The following is a 17,207-nucleotide window of genomic DNA, read 5'->3' as shown; positions in this document are numbered from 1 at the left end:
AGGGTGGCGAGCTGGAGAGCCCTACCGGACGTATGACCCTGTCACCCTGGTCTTGGCCTGCTCCACGGTGTGTAAGTCGGCGGCAGACAGGGCTGGCGGTTGAGTTGGCTGGGGTAGTCCGCAAAGGGTGATTATCCACCTACTTAGGCAGCACACGTCTGGGCGAGGGTGCCCCCTAGCGAAACTTTTCGGTCCGCCGCTCGCAACGTCAAGTCAGGCTGCCCACCCTGTTTGCTGATCGTCGCATAGACTGGCGCCTTGCCTAAGGGAGAGCGTCGACCGTGGGGGTTAAAAGCGTGGACATGCCTGTTCGCATCATCGCAGCAAATGCAAACGAACAGGGCGACCTCTTGACAAGGTTGGCGGCTGATTTAATCTTCACTCTTGGATACGACAACTGCCTCTTTGACACGCATAAGACCGGTCGAGAATTAGATCTGACCGCGACTCACCGTTTTGAGGCGCGAGATATTGTAGCCGAATTCAAGAGCGGTGCGACGCCTTCCGGCGGCGCGGACTTAAACAAGTTCTATGGTGTGCTCGATGCGGAGCGCCGACGGCGTGAAGGTCGCGAGGTGCACGGCTATTTCGTCTCATTGGCAGGCTTTCGGTCGACGGCAGTGGCGCAGGAGGAGGAACTGGGTAACCGCTTCGCCCTGCTCGATGGCCGGCGCGTGCGGGATGAATTAGCTGACGGTAAGATCATTGTAGGCGCCACCCGAGCTGTTGATGCTGCTCGTCAAGTAGCAGGGCCCGTTGCTGACCTTGAAATGGACGAGCATCCAGGTTTAATCGGCCATTCTATTGGCTGGATCTGGGCCGTCTACTTCAACTCGCAACGGCAGCGTGCCGCCGTTTGCTTAGTGCACGCGGATGGCGCACCTCTGAGTCTCGCTATGGCTAAACAGGTCTACTCCACGGCAAAGAGCGTTAAGGATCCCCTCGGGGGATTGCGGCTTCTCAACAAAGCCCCGCAGTCAGACAATCGAGCAACGGTCAAGAGGCGCTACATGGCCTACTTGAAGCAGGAATTCGGCGGGATCACTCTAGAAGGTCTCCCTGTCGATCAAAGCATGGGATCGGGTCAGTTCAAGCTTGAAACGTTGTACGTTCCCCTGCATTTCGTTGAGATCGGGTCTGCCGCAAACACAGGAAGAGTTTCGGAGACGAGGGATGATGATTCCTCGCCTGAGTCGTCGTTGGAAGACGGCGAAGGGCGAGTGTCGTATAATTACACGCTCGGGGGGGCGCTTGACAAATATCATCATCTGGCAATTCTTGGACTTCCTGGATCTGGCAAGACTACGGCACTGAAGCGGATTGCGGTTGCCTACGCGGACAAGTCTAGATTAGCGGGTAGTGCCGATGGCCTTCCGAAGGCATCCTGGTTTCCTGTCGTAATAAAATGCAGGCACCTTGCGGGAAGCGTCCGTAACACAATTCTGCAAATCATTGCAGAGCAGGTGGAGCGCGCAGAGATGCCGGAATACCGCGACGATTTCGAGAGGCTGGTTGCTAGCGAACTCCGCAACGGCAACCTGATGCTGCTGGTCGACGGACTGGACGAGATAGCCTCGGCAGGAGACAGGCTGGCTTTCGTGAGTCAGCTTCGAACCTTCATTGGCGTCTATCCCAAGTGCAGGCTGGTTGTCACGTCGCGCGAGGCAGGCTTCCGATCTGTGGCTGCTTCCGTAAATTCTATCTGCCACCCACTTCGAGTGGCAGACCTGTCTGACGCGTCGATTCGAACGCTTGTAGTTGCCTGGCATAGTGAAGTTGTCGGCAAGTCGGTGGGGGTCAAAAAGAAAGCTCTGGAATTGGCCGAGTTTATCATCGACACAGACCGAGTTCATAGCCTCGCCACTAATCCTTTGCTACTCACAACGCTTCTGCTAGTGCAGCGTTGGGTCGGTCAGGTTCCGCGCCGTCGGAGCGTTCTATACGACAAGGCGATCGAAGTTCTTCTAATGACCTGGAATGCTGAGGGCCACCTTCCCCTCGATCCAGAGGAGGCGATTCCTCAGCTCGCCTATACGGCCTATGCAATGATGGCTCGCGGTAGAAAGACCGTAACGCTAGACGAGCTTTCCGAGCTTCTGACCTCTGCGCGACGCGACGTGCCAGAGGTCTTGGCCTACGCCATGACCCCTGTGCACGATTTTGTCGAGAGGGTTGAAGAGCGCAGTAGTCTCATGACCCTCAGCGGACATGAGCTGGTGGGTGGGAAGCTTAAGCCGACCTATGAATTTAAGCACCTCACTTTCCAGGAGTACTTAGCCGCTCAGGCAATCGCTTACAGGCACTTAGATGCTGCATCGCGGGACAAGTCAATCGTAGAGATATTGGATGACCGGCTTGACCTTGAGGAATGGCAGGAAGTTGTCACTCTAACCGCAGTGTCATCCAAGATGGAAGCCGCTCAAATAGTGGGCAGGCTGTTGGAAAGAGTGCGACTGTCCCTACTTGAATCCAAGAAGACTCGCCGAGGTCGACGATTGGGGGACGGTCCAAGTCAGTTGACGGTGAATCTGATTGGGTGTCTACGCGACGAGGTGCAAATAGCTCCAGGTCTCGCGAAGGAAGCCATTGAAGCTAGTGTAGTCGCACACCGTTACCTCGGGCCTATGGGTCTTTCCGTGGCTGGCCAGCTCTATGGCGGGCGGTACGATGCGCTTTTGCGTCGCGTATGTATGGAGAAGTATCGCTTCGACGTTGAGGACTTCATTCTCTTCGGTTCATCAATTTCGGATATTGCCAACTTGGATTATAGGGCTACGGCGTCGAGCGTGGAACTCGATGACTGGATTCAGCAGAGACTTGTCTCGAAGGACGAAGCCATCGCGATTCCCGCTGCCTTGGCGCTGATGTCAGCGGCCTTCCGGGCCCGAAACCTATTGCGAAGCGGGGTTAGGGATGATCGGAATCTTGCTCCGTCACTTGACGGTTCCATTGAGCGTTTGCTTTCAGGGTTAATTGCAGAGCCGTCCCGGCGTTGTGATCGCCTGTACTTCTCGAAAATGTGGGCGGCTGCCTGGGCGGTCCTCCTAATTCCGGACTACGATCCGGACGTTATTAACGCCCTGCAGCTCAAGATGGTTAAGGTCTGGATAAGCGCCTCTAATTCCGAGGTTTCGCGCATGGCGTCTTGGGTCCTAAGTGCCTGCCCCCTCGTTGGTCAATGGAAGCTAGATGAGGCAGAGCGCGAGAGGCTCCAGTCGTTCGGCCGGTCCCAGGTGGGTGCGCGTGGTCTGTATAAGGAACTTCGTCGGCGTGGTGGTCTTGTCATTCGTTACTATGTCGATGACGTGGTCAATGTCAAATCCTCAATAATTAAGGAAGTTGTCAGTGATCATAACCGCGGTTTAGACATCGCAGAGGAATTTACCGAGAAAATGCTTTTGGCTCTTGGTGAGGAAGGGCGACGAGCGTTCGACGAGCTGGATATGCGTATCGCTCGCAGGGCTATCAATGGCGTTCGCTAACATGTGAGAGTTCAAGGTGCGATGGCCGGCGGACATTGAGGCGGCGTCGAAGGGGTCAAGAATCTGGACTCCATGAGCAGTGATCGATGCCGACCGGCCTGCCGATAGTGCTGTCGCGGCTCGCCAGCCCGCCTGTGTGGCATCTGGCGGGCCGGCGAGGGCTTGGGTGTGCGGTCGGTGTGCTACGTCAGTGAGGAATCAGCACGAGGTCCTTGAACCACCTGAGGCGACTCGGAAGGCAGGCGATCCGCACGGCAACGGCATCAGACGGCATTGATTGAACCCTTGAAGTGAGGTCGACATTCATGCCAAAAGGGGCTAGTTTTGCTATATATTCATTCCGTCCGGACAGCTAGGCCGACAGACGAGGTTCGGTGTTGATGATGGACGAAACGGTGAGCTGGCCAGCGGCGGGAATTCACGTTTGCCGACATCAGCCTTGATCTTTGCGAAATGGGCTTGGGTTCCACGAATGCAGCTTCCGCGCTTGCGGCCTGCCCTGCGGGCGGCCTCCGGCCGTCCTCGGGCGTCCGCAGCGCTTCGTGCAGAGTGCGTGCAATGATCTTGACGCGCGAAGCCGGCAAGTAGCCGGCCCGCCCAGGTCACGGCCACAGTGATCACACTGCCGCTGTCGCTTTCCTAAACCGTGTGTCGCAGGTTCGAATCCTGCCGGGGGCACCTCGAAGGTCAGCAGAAACGCCACCTGAGCAGCGGATACGTTCCCGCATTGATTGATCATCCGATGCCATCCGAAGCCGCCGATTACAGCTGTCCGTGCAGACTGCGTGCAATGATCGCCCAGCGTGGCATGTCCGGCCGGTTGATCGGTGTGGCATCAGGTGTGGAACGTCCGTCAACGCGCTCAGCGTGATGCCGTCACCGCCGCTGGCTGCAGTCGAAGGTCGTGCCAGCTCACCCAACAGTCAGATTGCTTGGTCGCGACTTCGCTGCGGCACCCGCGGCACACGAGATTCGGTCCGTCCAAGCCATCGAGTCGGCAGCACCCGTTGCGCCGCCTCGGGTCGGGATGAGGGCCGAGGCCATGAACGTCGTGCGGGTTCACCAGGATGGTGCCCCGAGGTCCGTCGGACACGTGCACCCGCGGATCGGCAGTCGTCGGTACGTACGGAGGACCGAAGGGTTCCGGGTCGACGGCGAACCTGCCGGGCCGCACCCGCGTGACGGGTACGTCATGATCGTTGGCCGCCTGCTCTGACGGCTCATCGGACAGTGCCGTCTCCGCCAGATCGCCGGTCAGCGGCATCCCGCAGGCGAGGCAGGCGAAGATCGTCACCCGCCCATGGTCGCACGAGTCGTCAGTTCGTCGACCTCGTCGGCGAACAGGAGCGCCGAGTCGAAGCCCATGCCGACGAACTGACCGGCGAGTTCCAGCGACAGCACGCCGTGCAGCCGCGTCCAGAAGGCCAGTGCCCGACGGAGGACCGCCGCCGGCACGGAATCGTCGCCCGCCCACTGCCGATGGCTGTCGAGGTGCGCCTCGAACGGAGTGCCGGACGGGTCGGCGTGGTCCCTCCGGCAGGCGCCGATGATCATCGTCATGATCTCGCTGGCGATGGCCGTCGTGTCGTCGGGTGCGCGGTAGCCAGGAACCGGAGTGCCATAGATCAACAGGTACCGGTGTGGGTTGACCAGGGCCCAGTCGCGTACGACCTGAGCCAGCATCGCGAGGTCGGCGCCGTTGTGGGACGCGGTGCGCAGCGCGTCGGCGAGACCGTGGTACGCGTCTCTGATGAGAGCGGTGATCAGGTCGTCGCGGCTGGCGAAGTACCGGTAGAGAGCAGGCCCGCTCATGCCCAACTGCTTGGCGATCGCCTTGAGCGACAGCGCAGGCACGCCGACCGTGGCGATCTGCTCCCACGCGTGCTGCTTGATTTCGGCCTGCATCTGAGCCCGGTAGCGCTCGCGCGGCCCGACCACCTCGCTGTCGCTCGATCCATCCACGGTCACGGTTACAGGCTATCACTGCCGCTATTGACGGTAGCTCAACGCGAGTTATAGCCTGTAACTAACACGATGCTGGGTAACTTTCCTGGTGCTCGCCCCTGAACAAGGAGACGGACGATGATCAGATCCCGCCGCGGCGCCCGACTGTCCGCAGTGCTCGCGATCCCGCTGCTCGCGATCGGGGCTCTCGGTGTACCATCGCCAGCCTCCGCCGCAACCGCCGGCGGCCCTTCCGGGTCGATCCCATCGGCCTCGGCTCCGCTGACCTGCGCCGGTCGAGGGGTCGACCCGGCCGCCAAGATTCGGTACCGGACCGAAACCCTGATCGAGGCACCGCTGCACACCATCTGGAAGCTCCAGACCGACGTGGAGCACTGGCCGTCGTGGCAGCCGGTAGTCACAAGCGCCGAACGGCTGGACCGCGGAGCGCTGCGCCCGGGCTCGCAGTTCCGGTGGACCACCCCCGTACCCGAGCCGCCGAACACTCCTGCCACGACCCTGTCCATCACCTCCACCGTTCACCAGCTCAAGCGCAACACGTGCATCCGCTGGTCCGGGCCGGCAGTCGGTGAGGGCCTCCGCATCGACATGGGCGTCCACGTCTGGAACTTCACGCCCGTCAAGGGTGGCGTGCTGGTGCGCACCGAGGAGACCTGGACCGGTGCCCAGGTCGAAGCGGATGTGCCGACCTCTACCGCCTATCTCGGCTACGGCCTCGAAGCCTGGCTGAGCGATCTCACGAACGCCGCCGGCGCCGAGCAGTGCGGCAGGACCCGCACCGCGTGAGCCTCACGTACGCGGTGTTGCCCGGCGCTCACGACGGCGCCGGGCGCCACCGCGCGGCCTGCTGGCGGCGCAAACGCCGGCAATCGGCCGGCGGGCCGGCCGATTGCAGACTCCGCCAAGGACCGGAACCGATGCCTCCGGCGGGGATCTTCGACAGAGATGGGGCCGCCCACCTCCATCGCAGGTCCGGGCGGAGCCGAGCAGACCTGCTCGCCGGTGTGCGGACTCACGGTGGAGATGGGCTTGAGGCGGAGGAGTGGTACGCGTACAGCAGTCTTGATCTTTGCAGGACATGGGTAGCCGTCGGCTCGTGGCCTGCCCCGCGGGCGGCCTCCGTCCGTCCTCGGGCGTCCGCAGTGCTTCGTGCAGAGTGCGGGCAGCGATCTTGGTGCGCGGAGCCGGGAGTAGTAGTCGACCGGCCCAGTTCAGGGCCACAGTGGTCACGCTGCCGCTGTCGCCGTCCTGAACCGTGTGTGTGGCGGTGAGCCTGGCGGTGCTGGTCCTGGGGTCCCGTCGTGGTCAGCTCAAGGTGAAGGTGACGTCGTCGACGTCGAAGGCCGTGGCGCCGTTGCCAGCAGTCTCGCTGGCGAGGAAGCTGGCAGTCGCGGTGCGCTCGGTCGTCGCCGTCCCGGTCGACATGCTGTACTGCCGCCACTGCGCCCCGCCGTCGAAGGCCAGCGAGAACCTCGTCTTCGGGGGTATCCCGGTGACTGCCAGCCCGACGTTCAGGTAGTCGCTGCGGCTGGTCTCCGTGGTGATGGTCCGAACCCAGAAGCGGACCGTCAGGTCGCAGCCGGCCGGCACCGTGACGGTGGTGCGTAGCAAATCGGAACGCGTCACGTCCAGCCCGGCGAAGGCGGCGTACGCGAGGCCGGTGTGTGCGGGCCGGATCGAGTCGCCGAGCACGACCATGCGCGGGCCGGCTGTCCAGCCGGTGGCGCCGAGCTCGAACCCCGGGTTTGCGTGGATCTGCCCGGTGCAGGGCGCGTCGGCCGCCGGCCGGGCGTCGGACACGCCGCCCGTAGCGAGGAGCAGCAGGGTCGCAGCCAAGGCGGTGGTGACGAAAGCCTTCATCAGTTCTCCCCATGCCAAGACATTCGGAACCATCGATATGCATCGACCATGCGCGATGGGCGTTGGCGCGTCAAGCTATTTCTGGCATCGGCTCCGCACGGTGCTCGCCTGGCCTTCCAGGCCTGCAGGAACGGCCCGATCAGCGCCCACTGCGCCTCGGTGGCATCACTGAGGTATTCCTTCCGATCTGCGAGATCCACGTCCCAAGGCACCGAGGGTCGGCACTCCACTGCGGAACAGCCGCCCGTCGGCGCCCACTCCGAACCGGTCGACGTGCGCCCGCAGGATCGCCACCAGCTCCGGCGGGATCGGCGCCTCCCGCGCATCAGGGCGACGGATGCTGCCCAAATCGGGCGAGCCTGCGCTACGTACTGGACGGATTGTGGTGTCTCGCTGCCATGCCCGAGGCGAAGTGACGCTCTGCCTCGTGCCTGTGCTGGTCGGCACTTGCCTGACGGACCGCAGCCGAATCCTGATCCGACGTGAGCTTCGCGCGGTCGCGTCGAGTCACGAAGGCGACAACCGCAAGCAGCAACACCACGAACGTCGCGAGCGTCACCACCAGTGTTGTCATGCCATCAACGCTACGGGACACGCGCCAGCTCCGGCTGCCGCAGGTGGCAGCGAGGCCGGGCCGATGCCGGACGAGAGGTGACGGACTACGCGAACAGCGTCAGCCCGCGGTGGGCGGTCAAGGTGCCGGCGGAGTCGTGCCGCCTCTTCTCGGCCGTGCACCGTCCCTCGTACGCGCTGATGCATGCCCGCATCGTCGCGGTGCCCAGTTGACGCGCCCCGGAGCGGAGGACAACCAGGGCGGATATCGTGCTGCCCGTGCTGACCCTCTTCTGTGGACATCCGGCGGACGCGGCCACCAGCCGGGTGTGTTCCCACCTGGTCGCCGTACCCGAAGACCGGGACGTGGCGTGCCTCCGGGTGCTGACCGGGCGCGGGATGGACTTCGACCTGGTCTGCCGGGAGTGCGACGAGGCCGGCCAGCCGGCCGTGCTGGTCGTGGTGTGCGAGGGATGCGTCGACCGGCTCGTCGAGGACGGGGAGATGCTCGGGTGGCGCGGCGAGCCGGAGATCCTGGAACGGCCGGAACCGTTGGACGCGACGGTGTCGGGCTGGTCGCTGCCGCCGTCGTCGGGGCAGGTGGTCGACCTCGCTCCGATCGACGACGCCGACGGCTCCCGATGGCTGGCGCTCACCGCCGACGGCACCATCGTCGAGCTCGACCCGGACAACGACCGGGCCACGGTGTTGGCGACCGTCGAGCTGGTCGACGAGCCGGGGCACACCCCATGGATGGACCGGCAACTTCGGCGCAGGCTGCACGCCTCCGCCTGTGGCCGCTTCGCCGCCGTGGTCGACGACTACGGTCGGTACGGGCGGGTGGTGGACCTCGGTCGGGGTGGTGTGGTGACGCTGGCGCTCGACGGCGGGGACTACCACGCGAACACGGTGCCGTTCTCGCTGGCCTTCGCGCGGGTCGACGACCGGCCGTTGGTGGTGCACCGCACCCGCTGGAACCGGCTCGACGTCAGCGACCCGGCCACCGGGGAGTTGCTGACCGCGCGTGAGATCGAGAAGACGTTGGAGCAGGAACGGCCGGCGCACCATCTCGACTACTTCCACGGCCGGCTGCTCTGCTCGCCCGGCAGCCGGATGATCGCCGACGACGGCTGGATCTGGCACCCGGTCGGCGAGCCCTCGGTGTGGGATCTTCGCCCCTGGCTGAACGGCAACGTGTGGGAGTCCGAGGACGGGCCGACCCGCCAGCGGCTGTGTTTCCGCGACTACTACTGGAACGGGCCGCTCTGCTTCGTCGGCGACGACCTGCTGGCCGTCGGTGGCATCGGCGACGACGACGAGACGATCCTGCCCGGCGTACGCCTGTTCGACGTGGCCTCGGGCCGCGAGCTGGCCACCTTTGCCGGCCCCGCCGGGGACTGGTTCTCCGACGGCCGGCGGCTCTACTCGGCGCACGCCGACGGCCTGCACGTCTGGGACCCGCTCACCGGTCACCGCACCGGCACGGTGCCCGGCTTCGTGCCGACCTGCCTGCACCGGGGCACCGGCGAACTCGCCGCCGTCGCCGACGGCGTGCTGCGTCGTTGCCGGCCGGCGTGAGCGTTCCACGTTGCCGGCCGGCGTGAGCGTTCCACGTTGCCGGCCGGCGTGAGCGTTCCACGTTGCCGGCCGGCGTGAGCGTTCCACCGGGGGTGGTCGGCCCACCCCGCCGGTACGGCCCGGTAACCGCGCACGTCGCCGGCCGGCACGCCCCCCACTCGCGGGGCGCGCCGGCCGGCGGGTTGGTGGCGCCGTTACGGGGTCACGGAGAGCAGGTGGGCCTTGTAGCCCTCACCGTAGGTGCTGGTGGGGGTGCCGTCGTAGTCCTGGATGAGGACGTTGCCGCCGCTGCATCCCCAGGGGTTCCAGGTCCACGCCGTGTAGCCGATGCGCTTGGAGTCCAGCCAGGTCATCACCTGGTCGATGTAGTCGTGGGCACAGGTGTCCTGGCCGATCTCGCCGGCGTGCACCGGCACCTGCGCGGCGACGGCGCCGATCTGGCTGTCCCAGCAGCTGACGGTGACGCAGGCGTTGAAGTTGTACGAGTGCCACGACGCCACGATGTTGTTGAGCGGGTCGTTCGGCTTGTAGTTGAGCCACTGGCTCAGGTCGTTGGTCCAGGTCAGGCCGGCGACCAGCAGGACGTTGCCGGCGCCGGTGGCCCGTACGGCGTCGACCAGGTCCTGCATGCCGGCGACCTCGTAGGTGATGCCGGTGCAGGTGCCGCCGTCGCGCAGGCAGCGCCACGCGGCAGCCATGTCCGACCAGTTGTTGGCGGCGTCCGGGTAGGGCTCGTTGAACAGGTCGAACACGACGGCGTTGTTGCCCTTGAACGCGTTGGCCACGCCGGTCCAGAACTGCGGCGTGTGCTGCATGCTGGGCATCGGCTTCTGGCAGGTGGCGTTGACGTCGGCGCAGGCGGAGATGTTGCCGGTGTACTGCCCGTGGGTCCAGTGCAGGTCGAGGATCGGGTTGATCCCGTTGGCCACGAGCAGGTTCACGTAGTCCTTGACGGCCTGCTGGTACGTCGCGCCGCTGGGCGAGCCGGAGAGGCCGAGCCAGCAGTCCTCGTTGAGCGGGATCCGCACGGCGCGGATGTTCCACGCCTTCATGGCGTTGACCGAGGCCTGGTCGACGGGCCCGCTGTCCCACATGCCCTTGCCCTGCACGCAGGCGAACTCACCGCTGGCCCGGTTGACCCCGAGTAGCCGGTAGGTCGCCCCGCTCGCCGTCACCAGCCGGTTGCCGGAGACTTTCAGGGCGGGCGCGGCACCGGTCGGCGGCGGCGTCGTGGGCGGCGGAGTGGTGGGCGGCGGAGTGGTGGGCGGCGGAGTGGTGGGCGGCGGGGTCGTCGGGGGCGGGGTGGTGGTCGGCCCGGGGGTCGGCGACGTCACCGAGCCGGTGCAGGTCGTGCCGTTGAGCGCGAACGACGTCGGCACGGGGTTGCTGCCGCTCCACGAGCCGTTGAAGCCGATCGCGGTCGACCCGCCCGTGCCCAGCGACCCGTTCCAGCTCAGGCTGGCGGCCGAGACGCGGGTGCCGGACTGCGACCAGGTGGCGCTCCAGCCCTGGGTGACCTGCTGGCCGCTGGTCGGGAAGTCGAAGGTCAGCGTCCAGCCGGTGACCGCGGAGCCGAGGTTGGTGATGGCGATGTTCCCGCTGAACCCGCCTGTCCACTGGCTCTGCACGGTGTATGCCACGGAGCAGCCGGTGGCCGCCGCTGAGGCGGGGAAGGTGAGCCCGGCCAGGCCGGCGGCGACCAGGGTCGCGGTGGTGCCGACGGCCATCAGGGCATGACGATGTCTCATCTGATCTCCTCGTGGTCGAGAGGGGATCGTCGATGGGAGCGCATCGAAGATCTTTGTTTGTTTACCTCACTAAGTCAAGCTCGCGACTGCGCCGCCCGCCCGCCGGGCGGCAGGCAGACAGGCAGACAGGCAGACAGGCGGCAGGCAGGCGAGCGGGCGGGCGCTACTCAAGCCCGCCGGGCGGCGGGGCCGTGGTCTGCCGCACGATCACCGTCTCGGTGGGGCACCACCGTTCCCTGACCGGCGCGCCGTCGAGCAGCGCGAGCACGGAGCCGGCCACCAGCTCGCCGAAGTCGTGCACGTCGAGGCTCATCGTGGTGAGCTGCGGGGCGGACAGGCGGCACAGGCTGGAGTCGTCCCAGGCGAGCAGGCTCAGGTCGCGGGGGACCGTGAGGCCCAGCTCCCCGGCCACGTCCAGGCCGCCGACCGCCATCAGGTCGTTGTCGTAGATGATCGCGCTGGGCGGGTCGCCGTCGCGCAGCAGCCGGGCGGTCAAGGCCGCGCCCGACTCCTCCGAGTAGTCGCCGGTCAGCACCACGGCGTCGATGCCGGCCGGGCCCGCGGCGGCCAGCAACGCGGCGGTGCGGGTGCGGGTGTGCCGCAGCGTGTCCGGCCCGCTGATCCGCGCGATCCGGCGGTGCCCGAGGCCGGCCAGGTGCGCGACCGCCGCCCGCACCGAGCCGACGTCGTCCCGCCGGACGGCCGGGGCGTCGCCGTCGGGCTCGCCGGCCACGACCACGGGGAGGCCGAGTTCGCGCAGGACCGCCGGCCGGGGATCCCCGGCGGTCGGGTTCACCAGCACCACGGCCTCGGCCAGCCGGAGCTGCGCCCACCGGCAATAGGCGGCGATCTCGGCGGCGTGGTCGGCGACGATGTGCAGCAGCACCGACCGGCCGTGCTCGGCGAGGCACTCCTCGATGCCGGAGATGAACTCCATGAAGAACGGCTCGGCGCCGAGCAGGCGGGGCGCCCGGGCGAGCACCAGGCCGACCGCGCTCGTCGTGCTCATCGCACCCCCATCGCAGGTCAGCGGGCCGATCCGGGCAGCGGCGCGAACTCCCCGTCGAGGCTCTCCGACACCCGGAGCCCGCGGTGGAACGGCACCAGCTCGGACTCCAGGACCAGGGCGGCGGCCCCGACGGCGGACGCGGTGGCGGCGGACCGGGACAGCCGTACGTCGACGGCGTGCGCGGAGCGGGAGAAGACGGTGTGCAGCTCCTGGCGCAGCACGGGCAGGTAGACCGAACCGGCGACGGCGAAGCCGGGCCCGGTCAGGACGATGACCTCCAGGTCCATCACGTTGGCGAGGGTGCGGGCGGCCGCCGCGACGTACCGGGCGGACCTCTCGCACAGCGCCAGCGCCCGCCGCTGTCCGCGCCGGGCGGCGCGGCCGATCGCGGCGAAGTCGCGGGCGACCGCCGCGGGTCCGGTGCCGGTGGTGAGGCCGAGCGCCCCGGCCAGGCCCGCGTCCGCCCGCCCCGCCGCGACCACGGCGGCGGGCCCGGCGACGGCCTCCACGCACCCCCGGGCCCCGCACCAGCAGCGCGGGCCGTCCGCGTCCACGCAGACGTGCCCCAGCTCGCCGGCGTTGCCGCTCGGGCCGCGGTAGGTGATCCCGTCGATGACCAGCCCGGCGCCGAGGCCGCTGCCCATGTAGAGGGCGGCGGCGGCGCTCGCCGTGCCGAACCCGCCCGCCCAGTGTTCGCCCAGGGCGGCGGCGGTGGCGTCGTTGTCCAGCACCACCGGCAGGTCGGTCGCCTGCTCCAGGGCCGCGCCGAGCGGGTACTCCCGCCAGTGCCGCAGCTCGGGGTTGAGGCCGGCGACCCCCCGGCCGGTGAGCGGGCCGGGGAAGACCAGGCCCACCCCGACCAGCCGCGCCCGCTCCACGCCGACGCTGTCGACCAGGGTCGGGATCTCGGCCGCGATCCGGGAGACGACCGTCGCGGGCGCCTCGGCGCCGACGCCCGGCCGGGAGATCCGGGCCACCACGACCCCGGTCAGGTCGGTCAGGACGTACGTCATGACCCCCTGGCCGAGGCACACGCCCACGGCGTACCGGGAGGTGTGGTTGAGCCGGAGCAGGACCCGCCGCTTCCCGCCGGTCGACTCGGCGTGGCCGGTCTCGACGACCAGGCCCTCGTCGATGAGCTTACGGACGAGGTTGGAGATGGTGGGCGCGGTGAAGCCGGTCACGCTGATCAGGCCCACCCGGCTGATCGTGCCGGCCGCCCGGATGGCGTCCAGCACCGCGGCCTTGCTGCTCGCGTGCGGCAGCTTGTCCGCTCTCGGTCCGCTCACTGCTCCCCGGTCACGCCGTCCGACTCCCCCGCAGAGCATAGGCGTTCGCCGCTGCCGCCGCGCACGCCTGCTGGCGGCCGGCGGGTCAGGCCCGGCCGCCAGAGCCCCGCTGGGCGACGCTCAGCGCCGCAGTTCCCGCCAGCCCGAGCTGCCTCCGCGCCACGCCCCCGCGAGGATGCTCGCGGAACTGTGGCTGGAGCATTCCAGCACCTTCGAGCGGCCTTGCTCACCACCGATCTGCGCCTGGACCTCCCAGCGCTGACCATCGGTGCGGATGTAGACGTCGCGACGTCCTCGTTTGGTCGCGTCCCCGTTCCACCAGTGCTCCTCGACGATCACATCGCGACCGTACCAGCAGGCGCGGGTGCGGCGGCAGCCACGACGGTGAGGGAATCTCGCACGGACCGCCCGGGGCGGGTCGGCCGTCCCGGCGGGTCGGGCCCAGGATGTCTGGTACGCGTGATCCCGTGGTTTCTGGCGGCAGGAAGGGGAGTTCCGGGTGCTGGACCGGCTGAACGAGGCGATGGCGTACGTCGAGGGGCATCTCGACCAGCGGATCGAGGTGGGTGAGCTGGCGCGGATCGCGGTGACGTCGGAGCACCACTTCCGGCGGATGTTCTCGGCGCTGGCCGGGATGCCGCTGTCGGAGTACGTGCGGCGTCGCCGGCTCACCGTCGCCGCCGCCGAGGTACTCGCGGGGGAGCGGACGCTGCTCGACATCGCGTTCCGGTACGGGTACGGGTCGGGGGAGGCGTTCGCCCGGGCGTTCCAGGCCGTGCACGGGGTCGGCCCCGGCGAGGCCCGGCGCAACGGCGCCGCCCTGCGGTCGCAGCCCCGGATGTCCTTCCGGCTCGTCGTCGAGGGGAGATCCAGCATGCGGTACCGCATCGCCGACAAGGGGGCCTTCCACCTGGTCGGGCGGAAGGCCCGCGTCCCGCTCGTGTACGAGGGGTTGAACCCGGCGATCGTGGCGTTCGTCAAGAGCATCGACGCCGGGACGGCCGAGCGGATCGCGGCCCTCTCCGACCAGGAGCCGCAGGGCATCGTCAACGTCAGCGACAAGCTGGGGGTCAACCGGGAGGAGGGCACCGAGCTGGACTACTGGCACGCCGTGGTCACCGCCGCCACCCCGCCGCGGGACCTGGACGCCATGCCGGTGCCCGCCGGCACCTGGGCGGTCTTCTCCACCTCGGGCGAGTTCCCGCAGGCCCTCCAGCACCTCTGGCGGGACGTCTTCACGGAGTGGTTCCCGTCGAACCCGTACCGCAGCCGACCGGGCCCGGAGATGCTCCGGGCCCGGGTGTCCTCCGACGGCTCGCGGGCCGACGCCGAGCTGTGGGTCCCGGTGGAGCGGGTCCCGGCCTGAGCCGCCGGCCCCGCCCGCGAACGGCGGACGGGGCCGGTGCGGCGCGGCGGCCCGACGCGGCTGTCCGGATTCGGCTGTCCGGATGCGGCGGCTCAGCGCGCGGCGCGCAGCGCCTCGGCGAGCGTGATCGGCTCGCGGCCGATCAGCTTCGCCAGGTCGTCGCCCTCGACGTACAGCTCGCCCCGGGCCAGGCCCAGGTCGCTGTCGGCGAGGACGGCGGCGAAGCCCTCGGGTACGCCGGCGGAGACCAGCACCTCGGTGAACTTCCCCGCCGGCAGGTCGGTGTAGCCGACGGCGCGACCGGTCTGCCGGGACACCTCCTCGGCCAGCTCCGTCAGGGTGAACGCCGCGCCGCCCAGCTCGTACACCCGGTTGGTCTCCGCGGCGCCGGTGAGCGCCGCGGCGGCGGCCTCGGCGAAGTCCGCGCGGGTCGCGGCGCTGACCCGCCCGTCGCCCGCCGCGCCGGTCACCCCGAACTGGAGGTACGTCGAGAGCTGGCCGGTGTAGTTCTCCAGGTACCAGCCGTTGCGCAGGATCACGTACGGCAGGCCCGACGCGGTGATCTCCCGCTCGGTGGCGAGGTGCTCCCCGGCGAGGACCATGCCGGAGCGGTCGGCGTTGGCGATGCTGGTGTAGACGACCAGCCCGACGCCGGCCTCGCGGGCGGCGGCGACGACGTTGTGGTGCTGGGTGGCGCGCTGCCCGACCTCGCTGCCGGAGACGAACATCAGCTTGTCGGCCCCGGCGAACGCTGTGCGCAGCGACTCGGGGTCTGTGTAGTCGACCTGCCGGGTGTTCACCCCGTGCCCGGCGAGGTCGGCGAGCTTGCCGGCGTCCCGGCCGAGCGCCACGATCTCCCCGGCGGGCACGCCCCGCCGCAGCAGCGCGGCGACGATCAGCTGGCCGAGGTGGCCGGTGGCTCCGGTGACGACGATGGACATGGTGTGCTCCCTCTCGATGCCGGAGACGGTCCCCTGGTCGGGGGCCGTGCTCCGGGTCGGACGATCCGTCGTCCGGTGCAACGGGAAGCTTCCGCCGCCACTTCCCGTTGGAGAGTAGGCACCTTGAAGTAAGGCACTATCTGATGGAGAGTTAGAGCGTGGAACCCACTCCCTTCGCCCGCGACTGCGGCAGCCGGCAGGTCCTCGACCGGATCGGCGACCGGTGGAGCGTGCTCGTCGTCCTCACCCTCGCCGACGGCGGGAAGCGCTTCAGCGAGCTGGCCCGGCGCATCGAGGGGGTGAGCCAGAAGATGCTCACCCAGACGCTGCGCGGCCTGGAACGCGACGGCCTGATCACCCGCACCGCGTACGCGACCGTCCCGCCCCGGGTCGACTACGCGCTGACCGGCCTCGGGCGCAGCCTGCTCGACCTGGTGGGCGGGCTGGAGGCGTGGGCGACGACGCACCTCGGCGAGGTCGAGGCCGCCCGCGCCCGCTACGACGCCGCCGGCTGAGGGGCCGCCCGTGGGGCCCGGTGGCGGGCGGCACGCCCGGTGGGATTGCGATGTAACGGGAATCGGCGGTAAAGCGCTGCGCCCCCGAAGTGCCCGGGCGGGCGCACTCCGGACATAGGCTTCGCGAGGTCGGAGGTCGGACACGGGGATCGAGGGGGCGTGTCCGGCCGCCGCCGCCCCATCCGGCGCCGGGCCGCCGCCCCGCCCCGCGCCGGGCCGGCGGTCATCCGGCCGGGATCAGGCCGCCAGCTGGTCGACCCGGCTGAGCACCCGGTCGATCAGGCCGTACTCCCGGGCCTCCTCGGGGGTGAACCAGCGGTCCCGGTCCGAGTCCTGCTGGATCTGCTCCACCGAGCGCCCGCTGTGCCGGGCGATCAGCTCGTGCATCGTGCGCTTGACGTGCAGCATGTTCTCCGCCTGGATGGTGATGTCGGCGACGGTGCCGCCGAATCCGCCCGACGGCTGGTGCATCATGATCCGCGAGTGGGGCAGGGCGTACCGCTTGCCGGCGGTGCCCGCGCAGAGCAGGAACTGGCCCATCGAGCCGGCCATGCCGAGCGCGAGGGTGGCCACGTCGTTGCTGATGTACCGCATCGTGTCGTAGACGGCCATCCCGGCGCTGACCGAGCCGCCCGGTGAGTTGATGTAGAGGTAGATGTCGCGCTCGCTGTCCTCGGCCGCCAGCAGCAGGAGCTGTGCGCAGATCTGGTTGGCCGACTCGTCGGTGACCTCCGTGCCGAGGAAGATGATCCGTTCCTTCAGCAGCCGCTGGAAGACCTGGTCGCCGAAGGACGGCTGGCCACCGTCCCGCATCCACACGTCGTACCTGATCATCGTGATCGACCTCCACGCTGCCGGCGGGCGACGGACTCCGCCCAGGGGAACCGGTGCCCCCAGCGTCC

Annotated in this window: 16 protein-coding genes; 6 read left to right on the top strand and 10 right to left on the bottom strand. The window is 68.1% G+C overall.

What is annotated here, in order from left to right; translation table 11 throughout:
• Nucleotides 1-302 precede the first annotated feature (302 nt).
• Nucleotides 303-3,482 (top strand): NACHT domain-containing protein, encoded by a 3,180-nt coding sequence (locus ACVMYR_RS00625; protein ID WP_457121275.1) that lies wholly within the window; start codon nt 303-305, stop codon nt 3,480-3,482.
• An 862-nt stretch (nt 3,483-4,344) separates the two neighbouring features.
• Here the strand turns inward: ACVMYR_RS00625 and ACVMYR_RS00620 are convergent.
• The gene (locus ACVMYR_RS00620) at nt 4,345-4,776 is read right to left on the bottom strand and encodes a hypothetical protein (RefSeq protein WP_457120842.1); all 432 of its coding nucleotides are present in this window, start codon (nt 4,774-4,776) and stop codon (nt 4,345-4,347) included.
• On the bottom strand, nt 4,773-5,450 hold the full coding sequence (locus ACVMYR_RS00615) for a TetR/AcrR family transcriptional regulator (RefSeq protein WP_457120841.1): 678 nt from the start codon (nt 5,448-5,450) through the stop codon (nt 4,773-4,775). The genes ACVMYR_RS00620 and ACVMYR_RS00615 overlap by 4 nt, the downstream gene beginning before the upstream one ends.
• 114 nt (nt 5,451-5,564) lie before the next feature.
• Here ACVMYR_RS00615 and ACVMYR_RS00610 point away from each other — a divergent pair, with 114 nt between their 5' ends.
• Nucleotides 5,565-6,233: an SRPBCC family protein gene (locus tag ACVMYR_RS00610; protein WP_457120840.1), complete on the top strand. Its 669-nt coding sequence runs from the start codon at nt 5,565-5,567 to the stop codon at nt 6,231-6,233.
• 519 nt (nt 6,234-6,752) lie between these two features.
• Here ACVMYR_RS00610 and ACVMYR_RS00605 read toward each other — a convergent pair.
• Both ACVMYR_RS00605 and ACVMYR_RS00600 read right to left on the bottom strand, forming a co-directional pair.
• A complete protein-coding gene (locus ACVMYR_RS00605; protein WP_077935963.1) occupies nt 6,753-7,307 on the bottom strand; it encodes a hypothetical protein in 555 nt (184 codons plus the stop codon).
• Nucleotides 7,308-7,671: 364 nt separating this feature from the next.
• Nucleotides 7,672-7,881 carry a hypothetical protein gene (locus tag ACVMYR_RS00600; protein ID WP_457120839.1) on the bottom strand — a complete coding sequence of 70 codons (210 nt, stop codon included), beginning with the start codon at nt 7,879-7,881 and terminating at the stop codon, nt 7,672-7,674.
• Nucleotides 7,882-7,958: 77 nt separating this feature from the next.
• On the opposite strand from ACVMYR_RS00600, the gene ACVMYR_RS00595 reads away from it, so the two are divergent.
• Nucleotides 7,959-8,093 carry a hypothetical protein gene (locus ACVMYR_RS00595; RefSeq protein WP_457120838.1) on the top strand — a complete coding sequence of 45 codons (135 nt, stop codon included), beginning with the start codon at nt 7,959-7,961 and terminating at the stop codon, nt 8,091-8,093.
• Nucleotides 8,094-8,138: 45 nt separating this feature from the next.
• Nucleotides 8,139-9,437 carry a WD40 repeat domain-containing protein gene (locus ACVMYR_RS00590; RefSeq protein WP_457120837.1) on the top strand — a complete coding sequence of 433 codons (1,299 nt, stop codon included), beginning with the start codon at nt 8,139-8,141 and terminating at the stop codon, nt 9,435-9,437.
• A gap of 194 nt (nt 9,438-9,631) precedes the next feature.
• Here ACVMYR_RS00590 and ACVMYR_RS00585 read toward each other — a convergent pair whose 3' ends face one another.
• The 4 genes from ACVMYR_RS00585 to ACVMYR_RS00570 form a co-directional block, all read right to left on the bottom strand.
• Nucleotides 9,632-11,185 carry a cellulose binding domain-containing protein gene (locus ACVMYR_RS00585; RefSeq protein ID WP_457120836.1) on the bottom strand — a complete coding sequence of 518 codons (1,554 nt, stop codon included), beginning with the start codon at nt 11,183-11,185 and terminating at the stop codon, nt 9,632-9,634.
• A gap of 163 nt (nt 11,186-11,348) precedes the next feature.
• Nucleotides 11,349-12,194 carry a LacI family DNA-binding transcriptional regulator gene (locus ACVMYR_RS00580; protein WP_457120835.1) on the bottom strand — a complete coding sequence of 282 codons (846 nt, stop codon included), beginning with the start codon at nt 12,192-12,194 and terminating at the stop codon, nt 11,349-11,351.
• 17 nt (nt 12,195-12,211) lie between these two features.
• Entirely contained in the window at nt 12,212-13,483 is a 1,272-nt protein-coding gene (locus ACVMYR_RS00575; protein WP_077935976.1) for an ROK family transcriptional regulator, read from the bottom strand.
• 120 nt (nt 13,484-13,603) lie between these two features.
• Nucleotides 13,604-13,822 (bottom strand): hypothetical protein, encoded by a 219-nt coding sequence (locus tag ACVMYR_RS00570; protein WP_077935977.1) that lies wholly within the window; start codon nt 13,820-13,822, stop codon nt 13,604-13,606.
• Between the two features lie 160 nt (nt 13,823-13,982).
• Between ACVMYR_RS00570 and ACVMYR_RS00565 the strand changes: the two genes are divergently transcribed.
• Nucleotides 13,983-14,849 (top strand): AraC family transcriptional regulator, encoded by an 867-nt coding sequence (locus ACVMYR_RS00565; protein WP_077935978.1) that lies wholly within the window; start codon nt 13,983-13,985, stop codon nt 14,847-14,849.
• Nucleotides 14,850-14,941: 92 nt separating this feature from the next.
• Here ACVMYR_RS00565 and ACVMYR_RS00560 read toward each other — a convergent pair whose 3' ends face one another.
• The gene (locus tag ACVMYR_RS00560; protein ID WP_457120834.1) at nt 14,942-15,790 is read right to left on the bottom strand and encodes an SDR family oxidoreductase; all 849 of its coding nucleotides are present in this window, start codon (nt 15,788-15,790) and stop codon (nt 14,942-14,944) included.
• A 158-nt stretch (nt 15,791-15,948) separates the two neighbouring features.
• Here ACVMYR_RS00560 and ACVMYR_RS00555 point away from each other — a divergent pair, with 158 nt between their 5' ends.
• Nucleotides 15,949-16,305: a winged helix-turn-helix transcriptional regulator gene (locus tag ACVMYR_RS00555; RefSeq protein WP_043961714.1), complete on the top strand. Its 357-nt coding sequence runs from the start codon at nt 15,949-15,951 to the stop codon at nt 16,303-16,305.
• A 237-nt stretch (nt 16,306-16,542) separates the two neighbouring features.
• Here ACVMYR_RS00555 and ACVMYR_RS00550 read toward each other — a convergent pair whose 3' ends face one another.
• Nucleotides 16,543-17,139: a ClpP family protease gene (locus ACVMYR_RS00550; RefSeq protein WP_077935980.1), complete on the bottom strand. Its 597-nt coding sequence runs from the start codon at nt 17,137-17,139 to the stop codon at nt 16,543-16,545.
• Between the last annotated feature and the right edge of the window lie 68 nt (nt 17,140-17,207).

It is taken from the genome of Micromonospora sp. PTRAS2, from assembly GCF_054052245.1.
This window is presented reverse-complemented; position numbering and strand designations above follow the sequence as displayed.